The sequence below is a fragment of the Paenibacillus sp. RC67 genome, assembly GCF_030020805.1.
Lineage (GTDB): Bacteria > Bacillota > Bacilli > Paenibacillales > NBRC-103111 > Paenibacillus_S.
Map to the genome: position 1 here is coordinate 5,494,480 of NZ_CP125098.1, position 26,629 is coordinate 5,521,108.

General features: G+C 46.6%; 23 protein-coding genes. 4 read left to right on the forward strand and 19 right to left on the reverse strand.

What is annotated here, in order from left to right:
* Positions 1–6: 6 nt before the first annotated feature.
* The 7 genes from QMA13_RS25000 to QMA13_RS25030 form a co-directional block, all read right to left on the reverse strand.
* Complete coding sequence (locus QMA13_RS25000) at positions 7–2,499, reverse strand: glycosylhydrolase-like jelly roll fold domain-containing protein (protein ID WP_282936432.1); 2,493 nt, start codon at positions 2,497–2,499, stop codon at positions 7–9.
* Positions 2,500–2,524: 25 nt separating this feature from the next.
* The gene (locus QMA13_RS25005) at positions 2,525–3,643 is read right to left on the reverse strand and encodes a DUF6807 domain-containing protein (RefSeq protein ID WP_282936433.1); all 1,119 of its coding nucleotides are present in this window, start codon (positions 3,641–3,643) and stop codon (positions 2,525–2,527) included.
* 1 nt (position 3,644) lies between these two features.
* Complete coding sequence (locus tag QMA13_RS25010) at positions 3,645–4,541, reverse strand: sugar phosphate isomerase/epimerase family protein (protein WP_282936434.1); 897 nt, start codon at positions 4,539–4,541, stop codon at positions 3,645–3,647.
* Positions 4,538–5,626: a Gfo/Idh/MocA family protein gene (locus QMA13_RS25015; protein ID WP_282936435.1), complete on the reverse strand. Its 1,089-nt coding sequence runs from the start codon at positions 5,624–5,626 to the stop codon at positions 4,538–4,540. The genes QMA13_RS25010 and QMA13_RS25015 overlap by 4 nt, the downstream gene beginning before the upstream one ends.
* 53 nt (positions 5,627–5,679) lie before the next feature.
* Positions 5,680–5,883: a hypothetical protein gene (locus QMA13_RS25020; RefSeq protein ID WP_282936436.1), complete on the reverse strand. Its 204-nt coding sequence runs from the start codon at positions 5,881–5,883 to the stop codon at positions 5,680–5,682.
* A gap of 20 nt (positions 5,884–5,903) precedes the next feature.
* Positions 5,904–7,223, reverse strand: a complete 1,320-nt coding sequence (locus QMA13_RS25025) for an ABC transporter substrate-binding protein (RefSeq protein ID WP_282936437.1) — start codon at positions 7,221–7,223, stop codon at positions 5,904–5,906.
* Between the two features lie 82 nt (positions 7,224–7,305).
* Entirely contained in the window at positions 7,306–9,369 is a 2,064-nt protein-coding gene (locus QMA13_RS25030) for a glycoside hydrolase family 65 protein (RefSeq protein WP_282936438.1), read from the reverse strand.
* A 214-nt stretch (positions 9,370–9,583) separates the two neighbouring features.
* On the opposite strand from QMA13_RS25030, the gene QMA13_RS25035 reads away from it, so the two are divergent.
* Positions 9,584–10,531: an AraC family transcriptional regulator gene (locus QMA13_RS25035; protein WP_282936439.1), complete on the forward strand. Its 948-nt coding sequence runs from the start codon at positions 9,584–9,586 to the stop codon at positions 10,529–10,531.
* 79 nt (positions 10,532–10,610) lie between these two features.
* Here QMA13_RS25035 and QMA13_RS25040 read toward each other — a convergent pair whose 3' ends face one another.
* From QMA13_RS25040 to QMA13_RS25085, 10 genes are all read right to left on the reverse strand, one after another.
* Positions 10,611–11,366, reverse strand: a complete 756-nt coding sequence (locus QMA13_RS25040; protein ID WP_282936440.1) for a tRNA threonylcarbamoyladenosine dehydratase — start codon at positions 11,364–11,366, stop codon at positions 10,611–10,613.
* An 81-nt stretch (positions 11,367–11,447) separates the two neighbouring features.
* Entirely contained in the window at positions 11,448–13,223 is a 1,776-nt protein-coding gene (gene aspS, locus QMA13_RS25045; RefSeq protein WP_282943537.1) for an aspartate--tRNA ligase, read from the reverse strand.
* Positions 13,224–13,264: 41 nt separating this feature from the next.
* Positions 13,265–14,524 carry a histidine--tRNA ligase gene (gene hisS, locus QMA13_RS25050; protein ID WP_282936441.1) on the reverse strand — a complete coding sequence of 420 codons (1,260 nt, stop codon included), beginning with the start codon at positions 14,522–14,524 and terminating at the stop codon, positions 13,265–13,267.
* Between the two features lie 179 nt (positions 14,525–14,703).
* Positions 14,704–14,835, reverse strand: coding sequence for a hypothetical protein (locus QMA13_RS25055; RefSeq protein ID WP_282936442.1), 132 nt, complete (start codon positions 14,833–14,835; stop codon positions 14,704–14,706).
* A gap of 165 nt (positions 14,836–15,000) precedes the next feature.
* On the reverse strand, positions 15,001–16,956 hold the full coding sequence (locus QMA13_RS25060) for an FAD-dependent oxidoreductase (RefSeq protein WP_282936443.1): 1,956 nt from the start codon (positions 16,954–16,956) through the stop codon (positions 15,001–15,003).
* A 232-nt stretch (positions 16,957–17,188) separates the two neighbouring features.
* Positions 17,189–17,365, reverse strand: a complete 177-nt coding sequence (locus tag QMA13_RS25065) for a hypothetical protein (RefSeq protein WP_282936444.1) — start codon at positions 17,363–17,365, stop codon at positions 17,189–17,191.
* 128 nt (positions 17,366–17,493) lie between these two features.
* The gene (gene dtd / locus QMA13_RS25070) at positions 17,494–17,934 is read right to left on the reverse strand and encodes a D-aminoacyl-tRNA deacylase (protein ID WP_282936445.1); all 441 of its coding nucleotides are present in this window, start codon (positions 17,932–17,934) and stop codon (positions 17,494–17,496) included.
* Between the two features lie 46 nt (positions 17,935–17,980).
* Positions 17,981–20,176, reverse strand: a complete 2,196-nt coding sequence (locus QMA13_RS25075) for a RelA/SpoT family protein (protein WP_282943539.1) — start codon at positions 20,174–20,176, stop codon at positions 17,981–17,983.
* 140 nt (positions 20,177–20,316) lie between these two features.
* Positions 20,317–21,372, reverse strand: coding sequence for a CotH kinase family protein (locus QMA13_RS25080; RefSeq protein ID WP_282936446.1), 1,056 nt, complete (start codon positions 21,370–21,372; stop codon positions 20,317–20,319).
* Between the two features lie 73 nt (positions 21,373–21,445).
* The gene (locus tag QMA13_RS25085; protein WP_282936447.1) at positions 21,446–22,069 is read right to left on the reverse strand and encodes a hypothetical protein; all 624 of its coding nucleotides are present in this window, start codon (positions 22,067–22,069) and stop codon (positions 21,446–21,448) included.
* 405 nt (positions 22,070–22,474) lie between these two features.
* On the opposite strand from QMA13_RS25085, the gene QMA13_RS25090 reads away from it, so the two are divergent.
* The gene (locus QMA13_RS25090) at positions 22,475–23,170 is read left to right on the forward strand and encodes a hypothetical protein (RefSeq protein WP_282936448.1); all 696 of its coding nucleotides are present in this window, start codon (positions 22,475–22,477) and stop codon (positions 23,168–23,170) included.
* 264 nt (positions 23,171–23,434) lie between these two features.
* The gene (locus tag QMA13_RS25095) at positions 23,435–24,106 is read left to right on the forward strand and encodes a DUF2642 domain-containing protein (RefSeq protein ID WP_282936449.1); all 672 of its coding nucleotides are present in this window, start codon (positions 23,435–23,437) and stop codon (positions 24,104–24,106) included.
* Positions 24,107–24,173: 67 nt separating this feature from the next.
* Here QMA13_RS25095 and QMA13_RS25100 read toward each other — a convergent pair whose 3' ends face one another.
* Positions 24,174–24,950 carry a type III pantothenate kinase gene (locus QMA13_RS25100; protein ID WP_282936450.1) on the reverse strand — a complete coding sequence of 259 codons (777 nt, stop codon included), beginning with the start codon at positions 24,948–24,950 and terminating at the stop codon, positions 24,174–24,176.
* Between the two features lie 179 nt (positions 24,951–25,129).
* Between QMA13_RS25100 and QMA13_RS25105 the strand changes: the two genes are divergently transcribed.
* Positions 25,130–25,585, forward strand: a complete 456-nt coding sequence (locus QMA13_RS25105) for a MarR family winged helix-turn-helix transcriptional regulator (RefSeq protein ID WP_282936451.1) — start codon at positions 25,130–25,132, stop codon at positions 25,583–25,585.
* A gap of 146 nt (positions 25,586–25,731) precedes the next feature.
* Here the strand turns inward: QMA13_RS25105 and QMA13_RS25110 are convergent, their stop codons facing one another.
* Positions 25,732–26,562 (reverse strand): amidohydrolase family protein, encoded by an 831-nt coding sequence (locus QMA13_RS25110; RefSeq protein ID WP_282936452.1) that lies wholly within the window; start codon positions 26,560–26,562, stop codon positions 25,732–25,734.
* Positions 26,563–26,629: the final 67 nt, after the last annotated feature.

The window sequence follows — 26,629 nt, forward strand, 5'->3', positions numbered from 1 at the left end:
GACAGTCTACATACGGTATTCGGTAACGCTGACCGGACCGATCAAGCCAGACGGAAGTTGTACACGATCAATTCGATTTGCTAAGCTATTGGTTACTGCTATTCGCAGTTCATTGTCACCCGGTTTAACGAACGACTCGATATTGAACGTATAAGGATGCCACATGCGCACTCCGACGAACTGTTCATTCACCCATACTTCAGCCATTTCATATGCTTCTCCCAAATCAAGAACGACAGGTGTAGGCTGCTGCAAGTGCTCGCTCTCCACTACAAAGTGGTTAGCATAATGGACCGTACCCGATAAGTGCTCTAATCCTTCCATATGTGACCAATCGCCCAATCCTGTAAGTGTTGATGGAACTGGGAACTGCGATGCAGCTACCATCCACTCGTCCGTGAGAGAGTGAACCGTTTTATCGAGGTCGGTACTCACATCGGTATTCACCGTGTTACTCTCCTCGTGCACTTGAACGGAAGGATCTATGCTATAAACCATACTTTGCCTTCTATCCAGCAGAACAGGAATGGTCGTACCATCGTTCGACAGTCGAGCATCTGCTAAATCGATTGAACATTCCCATGGATCCCAACGCTCCACCCGGCCTGTCACAGCAACGGTTAGCTTTCCTTCATATGCCTGCTCTCCCTCGTGAACCAGTACGTAAAAATGATGGTCTTCTTTGACAACATGGCTTACACGTATATCTGGGGAAGGTGGATCCAAGACGACATCTCGCGGCATCACATTATCCAGCTCGGGTATCAAACGGTTTGGTGCCGTAATTCGTATGGTTGCCGCCAAGCTCTGCTCCTGCTTATCGGTATGAAGGACGATTACGATACCGCCGCCGTCTCGGAATAATTGCAATGCTTTCTTCGTTTTCTCTTCCCACAGCCGTTCATTTTCAACCAATACGATAGAGTAAGCTTGGTCCTTAATGCGAATATAACCGTTGTCTATTGTACTTGCCTTAACAAGCAAGCTTTCTTCCAAATAATTGAACTCTATCTGATGCTCAAATAAAGGCTTAACTGCTTGCCACGGCAGCCAATCCTCACGGCATAACACGGCGATCGGTGCCATGTTCACGCTGTCCGTCATCAACCAGCTCATTCTTTTCATATAATCGGAAAACAAGCGATAATGAGGCCACCAAATATTGTTCGGCCCCACATCAGGCGGACGCTCGTTAAATCTTCGCGGTCCATCGACTGAATAATAGAATGCATGAGGACATAATAAATTGACTCCACGAACCAGCAGCCAATCCATGTACCACTTCACATCTCCACCGTTTAACGCCCATCCTCCCCCAGAGCTGCACACACCTAGAAATTCGTTCAAATTTCTACGTCTCCCCCTGTGTCTTGCCGCATCAGAAGAGCATTTGGCCATCGTGGTGTGTCTGCCCTCCAAAGCTTTACCGTTCTCTGGGGCTACCCAGCGCCAAACGACATCTTGACCTGGTATTTGGAAATGCTCCAGCAGACCGATCTCATCGCTTGCAGCAGGATGTCCTGTCAAAGCAATGCCATGCTCCGCGCACCAATCGCTTAGCGGCTTATAGTAGGCTTCAACCATCCGTTTATTCACAGCCTTACGGTAGGCACTTCGTACCGTTTCTGAATTATCTGCTTCGAACCACAACAAAGGCAGATCGGTTTCCTTACAACCCTCCTGCATAAAACATGCCAGAAACTCCCCCGTCCATGCCTTCAAACCTTTCACATGACGACGTCCAAGAATGTCCGGCTCATCAGTGAACATAGCCTGAATCGTATTGCCAAAGTAAGTCCCCACTCTCTCGTAGTACCGTTGATGCGTCAATCGGATAAACTTCTGAGTAGCGAGCGGATTCAGCAGGTCAGCAGCTGCTGGGGCGTTAGGCTCCCCATCGTCCTCTCCGAAATGAATCCCTCTGATGGTACCTCTCGAGTACGTTTCGATAAATAGTACCAGATTGGAACTGCCAGCAGGACACTGGACTGTTCCATTCACAGGTTCAACAACTTGCGTCGCCTCCGAATCAATCTTCTTATCATCCTGCTTCGTTACGGATTGAGCAGAAATCAGCGCATCCCCTGGTTCGAGTACATCTGAGAGAACGACAGGCTTAGAGCCATCTAACTCCAGCATCCTCAGGCCTCTACTGGCAAACGCAGGATCATCCTGAACCACTAACCCTTTGGCAGAACCTGACGGATACATGGCCTCATCATATAGAAATACGGTCATGCCGAGATGGTTGGCCTCTTTTACAGCTGCTTCAACAAGATCCATATACACATCGGATAAGTATGGAATGCTTTCCGGTATCCCGATTCTCGGATGGATTACAAATCCCATAACTCCTTTTTCCGCGAATCCGTTAATTTGTTTCACAATTTCCTCAGAAGTCAGCGCATCATTCCAGAACCAGAACGGGACAGGCGTGAATTCTTCGGAAGGCTCTAGAAATTGCTGTTGCAATGATCGATTCACTTGTGGATCATGCATGGAATCAGGCCCCCTCTTTTTGTTATTATTCAACCAAAGACACAACCGGCGGATGAATATAATCCTGATATTTCTCAGCAACCCGACCAGCTAACGTATCTTCTGTATGGAAATAAACGCGATGCTTGTATCGAATAGATTGACCCTTCTGCAGCAGCTTTCCGCCCAGGAAATACAAATTGTTGGCTGCCAAAAGACCGTAGTCCCGCACATGCCAGTAGGTTGGGTAATCCACATTCTCAGGATGATCGAAAGCCGCGATACCCAGTGTCTTGCCACCTACATTGCCGTAGTAGTCGCACCATTGAGCACGCTGCCCCCAGCACTCCTTCTCGCCGACAGAACCGAAGGAATTGCGAATAACTCCTCCGTTATCAGCCTTCATTGACTCAGCTACCCGGATGCCTAGCGGCCCTGCTTCCTTTGTTGCTCCTAGCTCAACGCGTCCGTTGGCAAGCAGTACAAAGTCGATGTCGATAAACCTTCCCTCAGCTGGCGTATTATAAAAGGTCATCGTCCGTGTCTCGGTTAGCTGTGGTTTTCCTCCGAATGAGCACCAATTTTGAGTTGAGGTCAGCTTTGCAAATACAGCACCCTCGGTTTTCTCCCCGAATCCGGTTACGATTTGTTTCCCGTGTCGCTCTTTAGGCTCATTCCACATATCAATATCGTTGACGTCACCGATAGCAAGCCATAGAGACCTGTGATGCGGATGCTCCCTAGTTTCAAAATCAAGCCGCGTATAGCTTTCTCCGTATGGCCCCATAATGGGTCCGAGATAAGGCTTGGCGATTTCAGGATCGAACACATAAGAGGTAAAATAACTGCCGTCGATGAGAACATCGATCTGACTTTCTTTTTCTTCCAAATGAACGCCCGCTGCAGCTTGGTCTTGCTTACCTTTTCCCGCATGCACAGTATAGGAATGGCTCTCTCCTGCTGGAAGGCTTTCTACGATCCAATGCAAAATGAGATCCCCGTTGTCTCTCTCACATTGCAGAGCAACCAGTTCTCCATTAGGTCCTGACATGTGCAGTTCATCTGCGCCCTTCAATAACTCGGCATCTCCTGCTACTCGATAGGATACCGGACAAAACTGTCGGCTGTGATGGCCCGATTTGACTAATAAAGTGAATAAAGACATGTTATTCGCCTCTTTCATGTAATTGTGTTAATAAGCTTTTTACGTAGTCCAACGAATCCCCGCTGCTAGTCGCTGCACTCTCCGTCATACATTCAGCGGATACACGGCCCTCATAACGACTGTCTCTAAGAAGCGAGAACAAGTGGGTTAAATCCACTCCGCCTTCGACATCCCTAACTGGGAAGCTGCGGTCGAACTCGGCATAGTGGACATGTGCGAGAAGCCTATTGTCAATCGCCCGTTTAACGATTTCCGGCGACTCCTGCTCCAAATGCATATGATAAGCATCGGCAAGCACTTGAATATGCCCTAAGTTCAATCCCTGAGCTATATCCAGTGCTTCCTCCACTTTATTGATCACATTACTCTCTTTGCTGTTCAGCGGTTCTATGGCAACAGAAAGCTCATATTGTGCTGCGTATCGGTCACACATGATTAAGAACTCTTTAATCTGATCTAATCCCTGCTCGATTGCAAAACCTTCAGGTATGGTTCTAGCTGCGCCACTTCCAAAAATAATCAGCTCTCCGCCAACGTCATGGATTCGTTTCATCGCATGCTTGACATACTGCTCAACCGCAAGCTGCTGAACATCCGGCCCCGTCAATTTCAACGTAGGGGGAATAAAGCTGTTAAACACAGGAATGGAAATCCCGGCACTTCTCAGCTTATGAAGAAGCCGTTCAAATTCACCATCCGTCAGTTGGGCCAACGATCCGACTGTCAGCTCCGCATAATCATAGCCTGCTTGAAGCAGTGCGCATACTCCTTCAAAAAGCACATCAACATGATCCTCCACTGCGTCCACCTGATTCCCGCTCTGTGGCATAAATGAGCCTGAAGTCAAACAGCAGCCAATCGCCGGAAGAGAACTTATTCGTTCTTTCAGCCCGCTCATACTCTGTTCAGCTCCTGCACATAGGGCATAAATACTTCTTTGCCCGTTCTTGCGGATTCATAGAGTGCTTGCACAATCTCAACGGAAGCCCTGCCTTCCTTACCTTCAATCATTGGGGGGCACCCTGCAATGACAGCATTGATCATATCCTGCACTTGGCCCGCGTGACCTGTCTTAGGAAGTCCTACTGATTCGGAGGTTGGCTTGGCTGTAGCGTTGATACCATAAGATTCCAAAACGCGCGATTCTTCGGAACGCTGTTCATCGTCGTCCGCCATTTTAAACAGCTCGATCTTGTTGCTCTTGGAATATATGGAGCCTTTCGCTCCATGGATTTGAACGGAAACCTCTAGACCTGGATATGCGCATGTTGTGCCAATCAGCGTTCCGATCGCTCCGCTCTCAAAGGTAATGACGGCTACTGCCGTATCCTCTGTTTCGATCGGATGGTTGTACGTTCCCATTTTTGCAAAAATGCTTCGAACTGGCCCCATAAACCATTGCATCAGATCCACGGTATGAATCGTTTGGTTCATGATCGCTCCACCGCCATCCATTGCCCAAGTGCCCCGCCAGCCCCCGTTTTTGGCGTAGTATTTGTCGTCGCGATACCATTTTAAATGAAAATTGCTGGTGATCATTTTGCCCATTCGCCCGCTATCGATGGTTTCTTTAATCAGCTGATTTGCTGGTGCGAGACGGTTTTGGAATACACAGCCCAGAAATCTTCCTTCTTCCGCAGCAACCCGGTTCATCTCATCGATACGTTCAACGCTAATCTCAAGAGGCTTCTCGGTCAGCACGTGCTTGCCTGCTCTTAATGCCATCACTGTATGCTCTTTATGCCAGCCGCTCGGTGTACAAATGCTAATCGCATCAATATCCTCACGCTTTAAAAGCTCTTCATAGCTCGTATATCGGTTTGCCGGATCGATTCCATATTCATCTCCGAGCTTGTTCAATACCGTTTCATTCATATCGCAAATCGCGACAAACTTACACCCATTTGCTTTTACCGCACTGGCAAGATGACTTTTGCCGACCCCAAGACCGAATACAGCATAACCAATTTCTTTTGATGACATTGTTTAATCTCTCCTTCACCTAATCTGTTTCGTTCATGTGTATTGAATTGCATTTATTGATCAATCGTCTTCTCGTTAGCTCGAAATAGCTTGGTTACCGCCAAACGGAGGACGATCGGTACGATGCAAAATCCGATTAACAGAGTCCCGCCAAAACCGGCGTTTCCATAAACCGAAGAGAAGAATAGTCCTGCCGCGATCCATATGACTAAAAGAAGGACGAACAACCCACTCAGCAGCATTATTTTCTTGGCCATGCCGCTTCCTCCTCAACCTGTTATTTCTTTGCCGCTTCTATCGCTTTATCCGCTTCTTCTTTTGCTTTACGCAAAGCCGTGTTCACGTCGATTTTATTTAGTGCCAGATCCGGAAGTTTATCCGTAAGCGCTTTCTCTACATTCTTGTCATATTCCGTTTTCACGGAAATCGGCGCTGACTTGTTAAAATAGGCTGCCTCAAGATTTTTATTCTTATTGGGACTGCTCTCCCCGAACGCTTTACGGATCTCGGGGTTCGTCAGTACCGTCATGCTTCCTCTCTTGGACAATTCAAGCTGGTATTCATCGGAAACCAGATAGTTCAATACCTCGAAAGCCTGATCCTTATTTTGAGAGAAGGACGGAATAGCCCAGTAGACCGGATATTGTTGGCTTCCCACTCCCGGCTGATCCTTATAGGTAGGATACGCTGCCAAGTCCCAATCGAATGGAAGCGGCTCCAGACTTACGACCTGCCAATCCGAGAATACACCAAAGATGGCCAAATCTTGTGTCTTCAACCACTCGCTGGAGTAAGGCAGCTTGTTTCCCAGATCCTCCATTTTGGATTGATACAAGGAATCTCCGGCAGGAGCAAGAATCGGCTGTAGCAGCTGCTTCCATTTTTCGTTGTCGTAAGTCGATTTACCCGTCTTCGGATCGACAAAAGGGATCGAATAGTTGTTCATTCTTGTGCTATGGCTTGGCGAAATCGCCAAGCCTACATACTTCTTCCCTCCATCTGTGCGGTTAAGTCTGTTCGCAACCTCGTACAGCTCATCCCAGCTCATTCCATCCTTCAGATAAGGAACCCCGAATTTATTAAATATATCTTTGTTGTAATAAAGTGACAGCGAATTCGTCGTTACTGGTAAACCCCATATTTGTCCATTGCCATTTTGCTTTAAGGCTTCGATAAGTGTGGGATCAAAACGATTAAGATCCAACTTACTCTTCTTAATTCGATCCGTTAAATCAAGAGTCGCTTTATTTCTAGGCAAAGTCGAAAAAAAGGTGCCAATGGATTCGTAATATAGATCTATATTAATCCCAGCCGTAATCAAGGTTTCCAAGTTGGCAGCGCCAGCTCCATCTTTGGGACTCAAATATTTAAGGGTCACATGAGGAAATTTTTTCTTAATGTAGCTGCCGAAATTTTTCTCAAATTCATCGTTGTTAGTCCCGCCGGCCGAATAGATCGTAAGTTCTACTGGCTGGCTGATTGGAGCTGTTGTATTCTTGTTTGTCTGTTCATTTTCCACTGCCTCTTTGGCACAGCCTGCGGCTATGGAAGCCGTTAACAGGAAGGCGGTCATTAACGAAATATGTTTGGCGAGCAATAGGATAACCCCTTTCCTTGATGCAAACCTTGTACCTCATGCACCTAGATCATCAGTAATCGTTGCTGACTTTGGGCTTAGCCTACATCCATGGATGCAGCCCTTCCCAGCGAACAGTCCAGCTTCCATCCGAAGGGAAGCCCGGGGCATGGCGATCAGGCCCTCCCTGCCAGCCGCAAGCCATCATGGCTACAGCAGTCAATAGACCGCCGTTGCCAGGTAAATAAGCATACAATCCAGGGCGCTGGTAGTTATGTCCGTTCGGCAAATAAGTGTTTTTCGTAACCTCCTTCAACAGCAGGTCAACAGCCCATTCTCCTTCACCTAGCCGCGCTGCGGTCATCGCTGCCATCGGATAATCCCATCCCCACGTGCGTTCCCAGCACCAGCTGTCCATCACCCGCTGAAGTGTATTTCGCATGATGCTCGGATCCACCATCTTACCTGGCAGCATTCCAAGAGCACCGAGCATGGACGGATGGTCAATATTGGCTTCCGTGTAGGTGTTAGGACAGTTTTCATGAGCAAGGTAAACACCTTCAGCATGGGGAAGCTCGGATAGCCGTTCACTAACCTCCAACCATTTCGGATTCACCGGCTTACCCAGCCTTCGTAGCCAATTCATAGCGACTTCCAAACCATGACGCCAATATTCCAGCTCATAAGTCGGGTTCCACGTATTCTCGGCTTTATGATTCTCTTGTGCGGGAATGACAGGCGGGCCGAGCACATAACGATTTCGTCCTTCATCCCATTCGGCGAACGAAGCCATGAATTCAGCCGATTCCAACACCACATCTTCGTATCGCGCTAATGTCTCTGATGTAGGCTCCGCCAAGTAGCACAACTCTGCCATGACGATAGGATGCGGCTGCTGCCAAATGAGTAAAGGCGCAATGACTGACGGACTTTGTGCTCCTTCAGCTGCAACCATTTTGGGCCAGCGGGCCCCCTGGTATCCTTGAGATTGAGCCAAATCACGCGCTACTGGAAGTATTTCTTTGTACCAGCCCATGCTGCGTTCAAGCATTTGCGCTCTGCCCCACAGTGGAAAATGAAACGCATGCCACCAATGCATCTCCAGATGAAGCTTTCCAAACCAGCTGTTATACAATAATCCCGTTTCCTGAGGAGGAACAGATCCTGCACTATGGATCGCCGTGTTGAACTGAGATAGCACGATGCGCCTCTCCAGCTCCAACGCACGAGAATCGGTACTCTCTGCAAGCTCAATCGCGCCTCCTTCTAGCCAGAACCTTTCCCAATGATCGCGGCTTGCATGAATCATCTCTTGTGCTGTTGCAAGCGTTCTCACTTTAGACAGTGGTGAAAATTGCGCTGTGAATTCCAATCTTTCCGACAAACCGCTTCCATGCAGTATAAATTCATGCACACCTGTCTGCTCCAAATCGCCCTGCGACCAGCTTAATGCTACGGTGTAGCCATCATCATCCATGGTGCGTTCAATCAGTGCACTCGAAGGCAACTGTTTGAGCCATTTTGTTACGTGACTGTCTGTCTCTCCCCAATTCATGTCTATCGATCGATCCCAACTGCGTGAAGTCATGCCTGGAGCCGGGAAACGAATCTGAATGTTCATTCGCCCTTCCGTTAAGAGCGGACTTTCAACAGTGACTCCAAAGCTGTCCTGCTCTGGGTGGCAGAAGGTGTGCACAACTACAGGTTGATCCTCAACACAAAAACGGCTGATTAATATCCCGCTCCAAAGTTCAAGAGATTGCTCTATATGGGTAATCGCATCGTACGTCAACAGCTCACCGGATGCAGATTTAAAGGTAAAGCCAAATTGGCCGAGCTGAAGTCTATGTGGATTCTGTCTGAGCCAGTGGTAAGCCTCTTCCTTGTCTTCCGCACGGATTGGGTAACCCCCCAGCTGACGTTCCTCATCACGATACTGCAACCGTACATCGTCCAGGCTCCATACATTTCTTCCTCCTGAGCTATGCCACGCCCATTGAGTCTGTGTGCCTAACGGAATCGTGTATTGATCCGGAAAAGTCTGCAGCCCTGTAACATCTGCTGTAAAAGCAAATTCTCCGTTCCCTACGGAGAGCGGAGACAAAGAAATGATTTCTCTAATAACCGGATTATGCCGGGTAACCAATGCCTTTCTGTTAATCTTCACACGGATGCGCCCCCTTTTAAAGAAAAAAGAATCTTCTAAAATCATATACCAGTCTGATAACCTGACATATGGGGGGGTTACACGAAATTTATAGGGGTCACAACTCATTTTTGATATAAAACCATCTAAATGAACTTGGATTATGGGTTGATTACATCATGAACTGAAGCTTATAATCAACTTGAGGATTGTAAAATGTTACCGGGGGTGGATTATGAATCCAATGACTTCAGAGGTATTCAGAGCGGAAGAGCGATTTCGTCCGGGTATGAATATTTTCGTCAATCGAGCATTTGAAGCGTTCAGTATCCCTCAGCATACGCATGACGCCATTGAAATCAGCTATGTTACCGAAGGGATAGGGTACCAATTCATTAATAATACCGTAGTCCCGGTCAAACGCGGAGACATTTACCTGCTGCCCATGGGTACTTCTCATGTGTATCGGCCTCCTTCACCGGATAAAGTCAGAACTTTGTCCATTCTTAACTGTGTGTTTCGACCTGAACTGCTCCAGGGGGCACCTTTCCCCCCAGTAGGCTCCGAACTGCATAACTCGTTATTTCACGCCGAAAATATGAGGTGCCCCTGGTTTCATCACTATGATAAAGACAGTAAATACGGTGAGCTATTTCACAATCTTCTGTCAGAATATCGCTTGAAGCTTCCTGGCTACGAAGTTATAGTACAATCTCTACTAACGCAAATTCTAGCCATGCTCCATAGGGACACATTGTCTCAAACTGCACCCGAGTCCATGAATCTGAAGGTTCAGGATGCGCTGCAATTTATTAAGCTGCATTTTCATGATGATATTAATTTGAAGCAGGTTGCCGAGCATGCTTTTTTGAGTGTCAGTCATTTGCAGAGACTCATTAAACAAGCGACAGGTACTTCCTTCACTTCCTATGTTCAGCATTTAAGAGTTCAAAAGTGCTGCGAGCTGCTGAAAACCACTTCAATGACTGTACAGCAAATCGCGGGCGCCGTCGGTTATCATGACATGAAGTTTTTCCATACGCTGTTCCGTCAAAGAGCGGGAATGACTCCACAAGAATATCGTAAAAATGATTACGTTCTTCCTAATCTCGTCGATAAATGTTTTCCGGGTCTAATTGAAAACGCAAACATATTGAGTCTGCCTACTAGTCATTTCAGATAAAGGGGTTTAGCTCCATTACAAAAAAACATGGTATGTCGAGCAGCTGCTCGCATACCATGCTTTTCGCGTGTAGAGAGGACTAGTCTTTGGCATTGCCCTTCGCCAATAAATCTTGTACGACGACACTGACCGCAATAAGACCGGCAACCGGAGGAACGAACGCATTGCTCGCCGGAGGCTGCTGTGCCTTACGGATTTCTGGCGCGTTTTCAGGAACGATGCGTTGAGTAACGTCTTCCCGTGGCTTGATCGGCTCTTCTGTGGAGAACACGACCTTAACGCCTTTTTTAATGCCGTCTTTCCGCAGCTTGTGACGGATGACTCTAGCTAAAGGATCCATCGACGTTTTGGAAATGTCGGCCACCTGAAACTTTGTCGGGTCCATTTTATTAGCGGCGCCCATACTCGAAATGATCGGTATTTTGCGCTGCAAGCATTGCTTGATCAAATGAATCTTGTAACTGATCGTATCCGAGGCATCGATAACATAATCGAGAGGATACTCAAACAGCTGTTCATACGTTTCTTCCGTATAGAACATCCTCAAGGACACGACATCGCATTCCGGATTGATCTGAAGGATGCGGTCTCTCATCAAATCGGACTTGGGCTGACCCACTGTTGATAATAGCGCATGAACCTGCCGATTAATATTCGTAATATCGACAACGTCTTTATCGATCAGGATGAGTTTGCCTACGCCTGTGCGTGCCAGTGCTTCAGCCGCAATGGAGCCGACGCCGCCGATGCCGAGGACGGCTACGCAGCTGTTGCGCATAATGTCAAGCCCTTCCGGGCCGATGGCAAGCTCTGTTCTAGAAAACTGGTGCAGCATAAGGGCCGCCCTCCTTATATAGTACATGATCATGAACACGCGAAGAGCCGGACATGCCCGGCATCTTCTCTGTGTATCTATTTACTTGGAAGCTGGCTGCTTCAATGCCACACGGATGGACAATTGCTCCAGCTGTTTGTCATCTACCGTTCCCGGTGCATCGGTCAACAGGTCCGTTGCGCTAGCAGTTTTCGGGAATGCAATCGTTTCACGAAGGTTCGTACGGCCTGCGATCAGCATTACCAGACGGTCGAAACCAAAAGCAATACCGCCATGTGGAGGCGTACCATATTCGAACGCTTCAAGCAAGAAGCCGAACTTCTCTTGAGCTTCTTCTTTGGAGAAGCCGAGTGCTTGGAACATTTGCTCTTGAACTTCGCGTTTGTAAATCCGCATGGAGCCGCCGCCTACTTCATAACCGTTCAGTACAAGGTCATAAGCTTGAGCGCGGATTTGGCCCGGATCGGTGTTGAAATAATGCACATCTTCTTCCTTCGGACGTGTGAACGGATGGTGTTCTGCTACATAGCGTTTAGCCTCGTCATCATAGCTCAGAAGCGGGAAGTCAACAACCCATGCGAACTTGAACTTGCTCTCGTCGATCAATCCAAGATCGCGTCCGATTTTCAAACGAAGGTTACCCAACACATCGGCAACCACTTTTTTCGTGTCTGCAGAGAACAGCAGCAAGTCGCCTTCTTCGGCTCCGAGACGCTCTTTCAATGCAGCAAGCTCCTCTTCAGAGAAGAACTTCACGATCGGTCCTTTCATTTCTCCGTCTTTCAGTACAACCCAAGCCAAGCCTTTCGCTCCGTAACGGGATGCGAACGTACCCAGATCGTCGATTTCCTTACGACTCCAGCTGCCGCAGCCTTTAGCGTTCAATGCTTTCACTTGGCCGCCTTTTTCTACAACGGATGCGAATACTTTCACACCGGAAGTAGACACGATATCCGATACGTCCTGAAGCTCCAGACCGAAACGAAGATCCGGCTTGTCAGAACCGTATTTGCCCATTGCATCCGCATAGCTGATGCGTTGGAACGGACGCTCAATCTCCACGTTAGCCGTTTGGCTCATTAAGCGTACAACCAGTTCTTCCATCATAGTGAGCAATTGATCCTGCGACAAGAAGGAAGTCTCGATGTCCACTTGCGTAAATTCCGGTTGACGGTCTGCACGAAGGTCTTCGTCACGGAAGCAGCGAGCGATTTGGTAGTAACGTTCCAAGCCGCTGACCATCAATAATTGTTTGAAAATTTGCGGCGATTGCGGCAAAGCGAAAAATTCGCCTGGATGCACACGACTCGGTACCAGATAATCGCGCGCGCCTTCCGGTGTGCTCTTAGTCAAAATAGGTGTTTCTACTTCCAGGAAGCCGGTATCGTCCAAGAAATCACGGAACACTTTGGCTGCTTTGGAGCGAAGCATTAAGGTACGCTGCATTTCCGGACGACGCAAATCCAGGTAACGGTATTTCAAACGCAAGGATTCGTCGATTTCGATTCCGTCTTCGATAAAGAACGGAGGGTTTTTAGCAGGGTTCATAATTTCAATTTCAGTCACTTGAATTTCGATCTCACCTGTTGCCAGGTTTGCGTTCACCGTTGCGGCGTCGCGTTCTACGACTTTACCAGTAACGGCAAGAACGAACTCATTACGGGCACGATCTGCAATATTCAGTGCCTCACCCGAGAAGTCCGGGTTAAATACGATTTGCACAAGACCGCTGCGGTCACGCAAGTCGATAAACAATACGCCCCCAAGGTCACGTCTACGCTGCACCCAGCCGTTTAATACGACGGTTTCTCCGACGTTTGCTTTCGTTAAAGATCCACAATGGTGTGTTTTCAACATCATGATTCATCTACCTCCATATATGAGTATTAATTAGTTGATTATTGTTCTCTAAGCTTGCGCATTTCTGCAGCGAAGGAGTCCAGCTTCATCGTTTGCTGTTCGCCGGTTGCCATCGTCTTCACTGTAATTTCCCCGCGTGACAGCTCATCATCGCCAAGAATAGCTACATGATGTGCTTGATAACGGTCAGCGGATTTCATTTGGGCCTTGATTTTGCGGCCCAAGTAATCTTTCTCAGCCTTTAAGCCTTCCAGGCGCAGCTGATGCAGCAAACGTGGAATCTCTTGTTCAGCTGCTTCTCCAAGGCCGATCAAGTACACATCCAATGGCTTGGTTGTAGGAATTTCGACTCCCTGTGCTTGCAGAATAAGCAAGGTGCGTTCCAAGCCAAGTCCGAGACCGACGCCCGGCTGGTCGTTGCCGCCGATTTGACCTACAAGCCCGTTGTATCGTCCGCCGCCGCCGATAGTATCGATAGCACCGATACCAGCAGCCTTATATTCGAACGCGGTATGCGTGTAGTAATCCAAGCCGCGGACAAGACGAGGGTTAATACGGAACGGAATGTTCATCTCCGTCAAATATTTCTGCACCGCTTGGAAATGGACGCTGCACTCCTCATCCAAATGCTCCAGAATAGTTGGAGCTCCTTCGCAATACTTTTGATCGATTTTACAATCAAGAATCCGCATCGGATTGCGATCATAACGAGATTGACAGTCTTTGCACAGCTTATCCTTAACCGGTGCAAAAAATTGCTGAATCGTATCCCGGTAAGCAGCACGGACAGCAGGATTACCGACGGAGTTAATTTCAACAGTTACATCCTTGATACCTACTTCGCTGTAAAAGGTGTAGCCTAAAGCGATGACCTCCGCATCGATACTTGGATCAACGGATCCGAATGCCTCAATACCGAATTGGTGCAGTTGGCGGTATCTCCCTGCCTGAGGCTGCTCATACCGGAACATCGGCCCAATATAATACAGCTTGCTTACGTCTGGTTCTCCGTACAGCTTATTTTCTACATAAGCCCTTACAACACCGGCAGTCCCTTCAGGCCGTAACGAGATGCTCCGATCTCCTTTGTCCAAGAAGGTGTACATCTCCTTCTCGACAATATCTGTCGTCTCTCCGACTCCACGTTGAAACAGCTCGGTATGCTCAAAGATCGGAGTGCGGATTTCGCGGTAATTAAATCGCTGGCACAGCTCTCTGGCTTTCGCTTCGATATACTGCCATTTCTCTACTTCTCCAGGAAGCAAATCCTGAGTTCCTTTTGGTTTTTGAATGCTCACTATAACGCCACTCCTTTCTAGAAATTCATCCCCATAGATTCGATTTCACAACTTCGGTTACGGGTCAATAAAAACCAAAAAATCTCCCGCCCCTGACGTCTATGTCAGGGACGAGAGATTCGTAATCCAAATCATCCCGCGGTACCACCCACGATTTGAACCTGCAGATCTTGCTCCGCCTATAAAACAGAACAATGCAAATTCACTCTTAAGCGGTTAACGCCCGCGTTACGCACTACAGCTACTACCTCGGCTGTACAGCCGATGGTTCCCTGTGTGTCCTCCGGGAGGTCTTTTCGTTCGGTTTGCATAAGGAAGCTTGCAGCCTAGGCTTCCCTCTCTGGTTATGCTGCGCTCGAAGTACTTTGTCCCTTCAACGGATCATGATCTTCAGTCTTTGAATAATTGTAATATTGAAATTTGGCAAAGTCAAGCAAAAACCATGTAAATTCAGTGTAATTCCGCTTTAGCTGTCATTATTTTGCCGCGTTCAGCTGTTTATATGCGTCATGGATCAACATATAAGTGTCTCCATTGGTCAATTCCTGCTTCTTGCTAATGCCGTCAATCGTCTGCTTGGTCACATATCCCTTGGATTGCAGCACACTGAGTGCATCTCCTTGGGAGCTATCCAGCTTCAGCAGAGAAGCGATCATGCCAGCGGCAATATCTAAGGACAACGGCTGTTTTTGCGGTTCCTTCTCGTTCGGAATGACCGCGGCCGGGTTTCCTGTCAATACCGTAGGCTTAAACTTGCGTATCCCGTTCAACATATTGATCATACGCTGTTGATTCGATGTGCTGTCAAGGCTGAATTCGTTCTTGTAACCGCCTGTAGCTAATCCTAAGCTGATAGCCGTCTTCAGACCCTCATACGATTTGTTCTCCATGAAAGGAGCCGGCTTGATTGTGTAAGGCTTCAAATCCATGCCCTGCTTATTCAACGTATCCTGAAGCACCGCGATCGTTTCTTTGGAAGCAGACATTTGACGGAACGTCATATTCTGCTCGATGGCGATCTTAGCTGCTGCTCCGGCCGCTTCTCCTTCGGCCATCCCTACTGGGATGACCCGTGCGCTGCCGTGCGGAAGTGTGTCGTAGCTTGCCGCTCTGCCGACAACCAGAAGACCGTCAACCTTTTGGGGAACGATACTGCGGAACGGAACGGCATATTTGTCCGGATCGATAACAACGGCTCCGTTGTCGGTAGGGCTTGTCCGTTGAATATCAACAGGATAACCGCCGAAAGCAATGCGATCCCATTGATCGCGGTTTTCCAGTAAATCAATGATGGACAATCTGTATTCGCCGACCATATGGCGAGATTCACGCACATAGAGCTCAGGAGCAATTCCATCGAGCTCTACCCCTTCAAAATCCGGGTAGCTTTTCTTCAAATACGCAAGCACGTTTGGAAGCTCGTCCTTCGCAATTTGCTGCGCTTCCTGCTTGGATTTCGGATCAAACGGATCTACGCCGAAAATTTGCAGCGCATTGACCAGCATCGTATTGTCATTCTGGCGTCCGCCGTTCAAACCGCGCATTCTCACGCGTTCCTTGTTTACAGCAGGGTAATCCTGCATCTTATCAAAGCCCCATAGGCTCATTTCATTGATGCCATATTTTTGCTGGCCTTTATCCTCAGCGAGAATCGTTTTGCCGAATTGCTTCCAGCGCTCAGGAGTAATATTCGTGAGTCTGAACACCGCTGTGACAGCCATTCGACTCTTCACATCGGCCAAGTCTTCTCTTCCGTGTGTGAATGGAACGCCGGCCAGATCCCCGATGTCACCATCCTGAGTTGCATCAATCACCGATTTAGCCTGAATGGATTGCTTAGTACCATCGGCCTTGGTAACTGTAATGCCTGTTACCGTTGTTTTGTCAGTCGTTTTTGCTACCGACGGTTCAATAGATTTGGCTTTCATGAGCAAATCGATATTTTTCTCTTTCAATACCATAGAATAGAATGCGTTGGCTGCGGTTGTAATATCGAAGGAATCCCCTTCAATCTTGCCGTACCATTCGCTGAAAATACCCTTGTTCATGATATCATGCTTTCCAAGCATGCTTTTGGTAGGGTCATAGTTCATGTCGATGCTGTTCAACCAGCCTTCGGTCATGAGCCCGCCCAAGATCGTACGATCCTTCCCGTCAACCAGCAAGGTTTTCATTCCATTGCGGGCTGCGGATACTGCTGCTGCGACGCCTTCCGGGTCCGTACCTACGACGATAACATCATAGCTACTTTTAATGTCCTTGCTAGACTTCACTTCCATCAATGCTTTTGATGCGGGTTTAACGCCCGTCGAGCCTTCTTTCTTCACTGCATACCAATAAGCTGCCGCTCCAACGGCTGCCACCAACACAAGAGCTATGACTGCCAGCAGCCAGCCCTTTGCATTGCCGGTCGAATAACCTGCTTTCCCCATTACACACCTCGTTGACGTATTTTATAGCTTTGCTTAAGAGCAAAAAGGAACAATTCCCCAAACTCTATATACGGTGTAACCGCTCAGAATGTTTCATTTCTCCCTGAAAAATTCCAATTTACAAGGTTTGCTGCCTAAAAAAACAAAACTAGACATAGTGTACCACAACGTTTGCTTCAACGAAAAGAAATAGACCCCAAGGATTTATCGTTCTCCCAGGGGCCTCTCGATTTTATCGGAATGTTTGACGAGTCTGTCTTTTTAATTGCTCGCTCACGGAAGAATATCCTGCGGACAATTCGTTATCGGACAGCGCAACGGCGACCATCCCCAATGATTCATCCATACTGCAAAAGAGCAGCTGCTGCTCCGGTTGAACGACTGCTTTTTCTTTGCCGGATTGGTGCATGCGAATGTTATCTCCTTGTATGAGTATACTCTTATTTTGTCCAAACAGGAGTAAACCTAACCACGAGATATGCTTATTTGCCGCATCTTTTCTTAGCCATGGAATCAATAAAATACGCAAAAAGTTAACTACTTGCTTTCTATAATTAAAGTGACAGGACCATCATTAATTAGGGATACGTCCATCATCGCTCCGAACGTTCCGGTTTCTACAGTCAAGCCTAGCTCACGGAGCAGCTCGTTAAACCGGTCGTAGAGCGGCTTGGCCTGTTCCGGACGGGCGGCTGCCATAAAATTCGGACGCTTGCCCTTGCGACAATCACCATAAAGAGTGAACTGGGATACGGACAGGATCTGTCCCCCAACATCTATAACCGAATGATTCATTTTACCGGATTCGTCTTCAAAGATACGAAGACCAGCAATTTTATCGGCAGCAAATTTAGCGTCCTGCTCCGTATCTTCATGGGTTATCCCTACTAAAAGCACAAGCCCATGGTCAATGGCACCAACAGTGGCGCCATTGACCGTTACTTGAGCTTGCTTGCTTCGTTGAACAACAACTCTCATTTTGAATACAACCTCAATTCCTGTTGATGGTGCAGACTCAAGGCGCTTAGGATTGCATAATCCTCTGCACGGAATACACATCCCTGACTCGCTTAATTTTCTCCACGACTGCGTGGAGATGTTCGATATTGCGTATCAAAATGGTCATGTGAATGATCGCCATTCGATTTTTGTCCGTACGTCCTGATACGGCCGAAATCACTGTCTTGCTCTCAGATACCGCTTGAAGCACCTCATTCAGGAAACCGAAGCGGTCATGGCCTGTAATTTCAATCTCTACATTATAATTGGCTTCAATGGAATCCGCCCATTCCACTTCTATGACACGGTTGCCTTCCTCTCCGCCGTCTGCAATAGGGATATTGGTGCAATCGAGCCGATGGATGGATACTCCTCTGCCGCGCGTAATATATCCGACAATTTGATCCCCAGGAACCGGGTTACAGCAGCGCGCGAAACGGACCAGAAGGTTGTCCACTCCTTTAACACGTACGCCATGCGTAGGCCGGCCTTTCCGCTCTGATGAAGGAGCTGCCTTGAGTTCCTTGACTTCCTCAGTAAGCTGCATCGCTTGCTGACGAGCCTCCTCCTGCTGCCTGCGAAGCTTCTCCGTCAATCGAGTTACGATCTGGGCCGCCGTGATGCCGTTAAAGCCGACCGCAGAATACATATCTTCAATCTCATTGAAGTTGAATTTCTTTGCGACCTCCATCAGGTCATCGTCCTTCATCAAGGTCGGGGGATCAATCCCAAGACGTTTCAGCTCACGTTCAATCGAATCCTTGCCCTTCTCGACGTTTTCTTCCCGTTTCTCCTTCTTAAACCATTGACGAATTTTCGTGCGTGCATGAGAAGACTGCGCCAGCTTGATCCAATCCTGACTAGGACCGTAAGAATGCTTGGACGTTAAAATTTCTACGATGTCCCCAGTCTGCAGGCGAAAATCAAGCGGTACGATACGTCCGTTTACCTTTGCGCCGATGGTCCGATTACCGACCTCCGTATGAATCCGATAGGCAAAATCTAGCGGTACCGATCCTGCTGGCAGCTCGATGACTTCTCCTTTAGGAGTAAATACGAATACGAGATCAGAGAAAAAGTCCATTTTCAAAGACTCGACGAATTCGGATGCATCCTGAGCATCCTGTTGGAGCTCCAGAATCTCCCGGAACCAATTCATCTTGTCCTCAAAGCTCCCAGAGGGAACCATGCTGCCTTCTTTGTACGCCCAATGCGCTGCAATCCCGTACTCAGACGTCTTATGCATTTCGAACGTACGAATCTGCACCTCAAGCGGTTCACCCTTCGGTCCGATAACTGTCGTATGGAGCGATTGATACATATTGGGCTTAGGCATAGCAATATAATCCTTGAATCGCCCGGGCATTGGCTTCCAAAGCGTATGAATAATGCCTAACGTTGCATAGCAATCCTTAATATTGTCAACAATGATTCGGAGCGCAAGCAGGTCATAGATTTCATTAAACTGCTTGTTACGGGCCGTCATCTTTTTATAAATGCTGTAAATATGCTTGGGACGACCGGAAATATCACTGTCAATTCCCATTTCAGACAGCTTCTCATTGACCGTTGAAATAACGTCCTCGATATATTTCTCTCGTTCCGTTCGTTTTTTCTGCATCAAGTTCACAATACGATAATATTGCTGAGGGTTCAAATAACGGAGTGCAATATCCTCCATCTCCCACTTGATTGCGGAAATCCCGAGACGGTGAGCAATCGGACAAAAGATCTCCAGCGTTTCATCCGCTATCCGACGCTGAGCTTCTTCCGATTGATGCTTAAGCGTGCGCATATTATGTAGGCGATCGGCCAATTTAATCAAAATGACGCGGATATCCTGTGCCATCGCCACGAACATTTTACGATAATTTTCGTTTTGCTGCTCTTCTTTGGTTTTAAATTTAATTTTTTCGAGCTTGGTCAGACCGTCCACCAGCATAGCGCAGGTTTTACCGAATTTTTCGTTTACGGTTTCAAGAGAAACGGTCGTATCCTCAACCACATCGTGAAGCAGTGCGGCGATAATCGAAGTTGTATCCATCTGCATGTTGACCAAAATTTCCGCAACGGCCAACGGATGCAGGATATAAGGCTCCCCTGATTTGCGAACCTGGCCCGAATGAGCCTGTTCAGCGAACTCGTAGGCTTCTCTTATACGCTTCAGATCATTTTCTTTTACATAGCCGGACGCCTTCTCAAGAAGCTGCTCAATGCCCATTCGTTTATCCATTCCCTTAATTCGATTTTAATCCATTATGCCTTTGAAATAGGCGCTACGTCAACTTATTTGCATCATTTCGACAAACTTTGTCGAAAAATTTATAGCTTTTGGGAAAGGTTGCTTGAACTTCTCGATTTTCACAGCTTTTTAAGCGAATCGAGAATAATTTTACGCCGTTCTTTAATATAGCTTTGAATCATCTGAGGCTCTCCATCAAAGACCGATAATGACCATTTGCGCATGGAATCCTCGTAGATGTGGGGAGCAATGCTTTCGTACATTCTCTGCACGATAGGATCGATCTTCTTTACCGTCAAATGTTGATTAACAATGGAGCGCAACAAAACTTTATACCGATTGCGGATGCTTTTGAAGGATAGCAGTTTCTTGGTAAGCTGATTATAACCTTCGACACGAACAAGATCGCTCCCGCATTTTTTACCGTAACAGTTACGGCCCCATGTTCCTTCGTAATCCCAAGGGATCATGCGATACTTCATTGTTTTCTTATGTCGGTATACTGCATAGTTTTGGTCAAAACCGTCGTAATTTCCTGTACAGACGGCCCCCGCCAGCCATCGGAGATAATTATCAATGTCAACCCGTTCTTTCAAGTATCGACCTAAATTTGCGCCCTTAAGCGTGTTCAGATTCATTATGAACGATTTCCACTGTTGACGGTCTGATTCCGTCCCCATGATTTGTTCATAGCCCTTGAATAGGGACGATTTTTTGCGCTGCGTCTCGGGATTCACCAAAGTTAGATCTGCATTATCATTAACCGCATAGAACAAAGATTTAACAGAAATATTTCTTCGGCGGAAGAAAATTCGATCGACTCCTTCTATCTCCAAATACACTCCCAGGCTTTGCCCGTTCAGCTTGAGCAAGCAGTGGTTCGTCCTTGGACTAGGTACCCCGATCCATTGAAAGAATTGAAAAGACAACGCGTTGCGAATCATGGAAGGATCGTCGAATTCGGCATTATAATGATACGTTTTGCCGTTACGCACAACCTCGAACGATTTTTTAGGATAATCGCGCGTATGACCTCCCCTATAGCGTAGGAGAATGGGCTCTTTTTTTCCCTTAATAAGCATATGGGCACTGACGAATTTATCACTCCATACGTTTTTCTGCAGAGTTGAACGCTCTTCATCCCCAATCACAATTGACCGAGTAGAAAGTTCCATGGAACGATTCCGCCTTTCTGTAGAAAGCAAAAAGCCTATCAAATGATTGATAGACTTTTCTAGGTAATTCACCTTATGCGGCTGTAAGCATAGCTGTCACGGCACTTGTTCCCATGCAAATAAATGCTGCTTCGATACTAGCAGCCGAATGGATTGCCTCTGCTGTTATTACGGTTACTGCGGTTGTTGTTAGTGTTGGTGGTGTTGTTACTGCGGTTTCCCATGCTCCTACCACTGCGATTGCCCTTGTTTTCAGCAGTTTGGTTTCCCATGCTTCCACTGTTGCGGTTACCTCTACTTCCTTGACTGCTATTGCCCTTGTTTTCAGCAGTTTGGTTGCCCACGCTCCTACCGTTGTGGTTACCTCTACTTCCTCCACTGCGATTGCCCTTTTTTTCAGCAGTTTGGTTGCCCACGCTTCTACCGGTTTGATTGCCCGTACTTCTAACGTCACGGCTGTCTCTGCTACCTCCACTGCGATTGCCCTTGTTTTCAGCAGTTTGGTTGCCCACGCTTCTACCGTTGTGGTTACCTCTGCTTCCTCCACTGCGATTGCCCTTGTTTTCAGCAGTTTGGTTGCCCACGCTTCTACCGGTTTGATTGCCCGTACTTCTAACGTCACGGCTGTCTCTGCTACCTCCACTGCGGTTATCTCTGCCTCCATTACTGTTGTTGCCACTGCTTCTTCCGTTGCCATTTCCTCCTGAACCCGGCATATGAAAATACCTCCTCTATTAAGATATTTCAGTCTATGAGAACAGCTCATGAAGTGAACTAGACAATAGTTTGTCAGACAAAAAATATACGATCACCCTTCCTATTACCTTCTTGCAATCTCTAATAGATAGATGTGGAACTTCTAGCAATATAGATTCTCAACTAGTACCATCGCTTGCCGGATACATATATATAAACTATGAATTCCCTATCATGATTAATGAAAGGAGGTCGCTGCCTATGAATTAATTCACTAGCAGGCAGCGTGTAGGTAGAGTGAAAATGCAAGGTAGTCAAACAGAGTGAGGTAGAGTTGAAAAAGAAGCAAAGAAGAGTCAAGCAATTAAAAAATAACAGGGACAACTTATCGAGAGGGGAATGTATAATGAGTTATTTTCATCAAATGGCATCCAATATGATGCCGAGCGGCCAGAACACCAGTGGAAGTCTTAGACCCACTTACACTCAAACGTCGACAGGCAATATGATGTCCAACCTTTTAGGCACACAAGTAAAAGTGAATCGCGGTGGTCCGGATTCCATGGCAGGTACCATGGTTTCAAGCCAAAATCAATTTATTGTAATAAGAACAACAGACGGTATGGTCTATGTGAATCGATCCCATATTAAAAGTATTACACAAATGAGTTCCGGCGGAAATAAAAGCGGCAGATCGCTCGGTACTACTAATGTCATCCAAGCCAACACAATCAATCAACTACTGCAAAGCTTGCGCCACAAATTCGTTCAGATCAACCGTGGAGGTCCTGAAAAAATTGAAGGTTTCATAGCTGAAGTCACTCAAGATTTCGTCCTCGTGGTCGTTAACAGAGAGCTAATCCGTGTTCCTATTTTCCATATTAAAACAATCAGCGTCTCTGCAAACAAAAGCAACGGCAATAAAAACAACAATAATAATAACAATAACAACACTAATAACAATAAAAGCGGCAACAACAATAACAACAATAAAAGTGGCAATAAAAACAACAACAATAACAATAAAAGTGGCAATAAAAACAATAACAACAGCAATAAAAACTCCAGCGGCAAACAAAAATCCAACAACAATAGACGCTAATAGGGTACTAGCCTATGATCCAAGTCTTAGAATTCACTTGCTTGATTCATCTGAAGCAAATTAAACCGTCTTTCTTATGACGGTTATTTTTCTAAAATGGCATTCTTACCGGATAGTAAGGGTTACCGCATCCGCATTTAACGCCGTCTTTATGAATAACAACCCAATCATAAAATCATCTTTCGGGAGTGCTGGTTGTTTTCTTTCCGGCACTCCGATTGGGTTAAGCCTGATCTCCCACTTTTTAAGAATAGGAGGTGCTTTATGACCATCTTGAACGCATTGCTCGATAAACAGGTAGAACTGTTCGTATCAGGAAAAAAAACACCAATCCGTGGAAAACTCATCAATCTCGGCGGTGACATCTTGGTGCTCTACAATGGTCAACAGTTTCTGTATGTTCCACTTCTGCACTTACAGCAATTGACGCTGTGCGATGAAAGTAAGGAAGACGCCTTTATAACCGTCCCGACCGATCTGCCGTTTGAAGATCAAAAGGATATTTCATTTCGCAAAATCTTGATGAATGCAAAGGGAGTTTTTACCGAAATATATACCAGTGGCAATCAATCGCTGCATGGATATGTGACAAGCATAATGAACGACTATTTTGTTTTCTACTCACCGGTATATCACATAGTATATATTCCTATGCAACATATGAAATATATTATCCCTTATGACCCGAATGTAACCCCATACTCTCTAACGCAGGAAAAATTTCCGTTAAGTCCATCGACCATAACGTTGGCGAGAACATTTGATCAACAGTTAAAAAAATTAGAAGGTCAATTCGTTGTCCTCGATATTGGAGAGAACCCCAATAAAATTGGTCAACTCAAATCTTTGCAAAACAACTTGATCGAGCTGGTCGCAGCTGGAGGAGAGACCCTTTTCCTGCATATGGATCACATCAAAACAGTGCATTTACCGTAAACGACAAAAAGTCCATCGCTTCGCAAGATGCGTTGGACCTTTCTTTTTGATATATATTGAAATATAGTTATGATCGATTAAGCTCCCATGTAATCTTTAACCCTTCCAGTACAAGATCGGGATGCGTGTGCTGAATGGTTTTTGATTCCGGAGATATCAATTCCGATAATCCGCCCGATGCTACCACTGTAAACGGCAGACCCATTTCTTCGATGATCCTGGTCACAATACCATCTACTTGCCCGGCTATTCCATTCACAATCCCGTAGGTCATGCTTGAAGCCGTATCGTGAGTGAGATGCCTTTGCGGGCTTGTTATATTAACGGTAGGTAATTGCGCGGTTCTCTCATACATCGCTTCAGCAGAGATGACACCTCCGGGCAGGATAGCACCGCCTATAAATTCGTTATGCTCGTTGACGACACTGATCGTTGTCGCTGTACCTAATCCGATAATAATCACAGGAGCTCCGTAAAGATGTATAGCTGCAATAGCGCTTGCGATTCGATCTGCTCCCACCTGCGCTGGATGATCTGTCATAATTTTCAACCCCGTTTTAATACCAGGGCCAAGTTCGAGCGGTGTAATTCCGAGTTTGTTGCGGCACACCTCCCTTAAAGCTGTCATAAGAGGCGGCACAACAGAGCTGATAATGATTCCGCTTATTTCCTCATAAGCAAAGCCGCTCTGTATGAACAGCTGATTCCAAATGATCCACAATTCTTCCTCTGTCATTTCTCTTTGTGTCGTAATCCTCCAGAAATGATCCATCCGGTTGTCGCGGTAAACCGCTATTTTCGTATTCGTATTGCCCACATCTATTACCAACAGCCCAGATTTCATAACTTATCCCCCAACAAAATTTCTATCCGTGTTCTTTATTGTTATTATATACAATCCTAACAAGAGAGCCAATCGACTCATTTAGAAACCAATTCCTTTAAATCGACAACTTACATATTAATTTCTGTCGTAATGTAGTAAAATAATACTAGATGTCAATAAGATAGGAGACAGGTTAGATGAGCAAAGAACAAGACACTACCGTATTGTTGAGTAAGCTTCTTTGTGTGAGCCGTCAATTAAAGCGCTCTCTACAAGCCATGAATACAGATCCCAACCTAAACAATTCAACGTTATCCGTTATTTTTCAACTTGAGCACCACTCGATGAAAATGAACGATATTGCTGACTACTTGTGCATCACATTAGGTGCAGCAACCAGTCTTGTCGACAAGCTTGAACGCCAGGATATTGTAGAACGAATTCGTTCCGTCGAGGACCGACGCATTATTTACGTCCAGCTTACGGAGATAGGTAAGGAGAAAGTGCAGTCATTGCGTAATCATATATTGAACGAAGCCAAAGTCATCTTTAGTAAAGCTTCTGATGCGGACTTACAGAATTATATTCTTTTGGCAGAAAGCTTGGAATCCTTGTTAGTTTCTTACAACGAAAGCACTAGCAAGCAATCTTAAAATCGCAAAAGACCAAATGAGGAGCCGAGAGCTAACCCTTGTTGAAAACGCTGTCAGATCCTTCTATTTCCCCATACAATGCTAAAAACCGCTTCTACATCCGGCTTTACGGAGTGAAGCGGTTTATTGTTGTATCAAGATCCAACTTACAACCGATAAAATCGGGAGGCATTAAGGCCAAATACATCCTTTAGGTCCGATACGTTTAATGATTCTGGAAGTGTAAGCTCCAAAAGCTTGTAGACCTCATCGTATTCAGCCGCAAGCAAGCAGACGGGCCAATCGCTTCCGTACATAACGCGCTGAGGACCGAATTGAGAAACCACATGATGAACATAAGGAATGAAGTGCTCTTTCTGCCAATTCAGGTGGTCGGCTTCCGTTACCATCCCGGATAGCTTGCAATAAATATTAGGATTGTCCGCGGCAATCTGTGCCATATGTGTTTTCCATGGCTCCAACTGCTGCTCAGAAATGATAGGCTTTGCGATATGATCGATAACCCCGCGTAAATTAGGCAGCAGCTTTAACAGCTTTGCCGTTTCCTCCAGCTGGTGTGTTTTGATCAGTAGATCAATGGGAAACTGCTCCTGTTCGAAAAAGCGCAGCGCTTCCAAAACCGCAGGTCGGAATGCATATTCCATATCGATATCCTGCAGCATGATGCGAATCCCTTTGAAATACGGATTTTGCTTCAGTCTCGCATAATGCTCTTTGAAGCTCTCGTCCTCCAGATCTAGCCAGCCAACGACGCCTGCAATCGTATCGTTATTCTCTGCCAAGCTGAGCATGAACTCCGTCTCTGCTAAAGTAGGTGCCGCCTGTACAACCACCGTCTTGTTTATCCCATTCGCTTTCAAATGAGCATTCAATTGCTCAGGCAAATAGTCCTTATACAACACGGTCGACTCCGGTGTTAGCCAGCCATAGTCCCCACGGTCCAGCTTCCAGTAATGCTGGTGCGCATCGATTCTCAACTTCTTTTCCTCCTCTTTCCTGCTTATGGTTCCGAATGATTAGCCTTACTTGTCTGATGATAATACA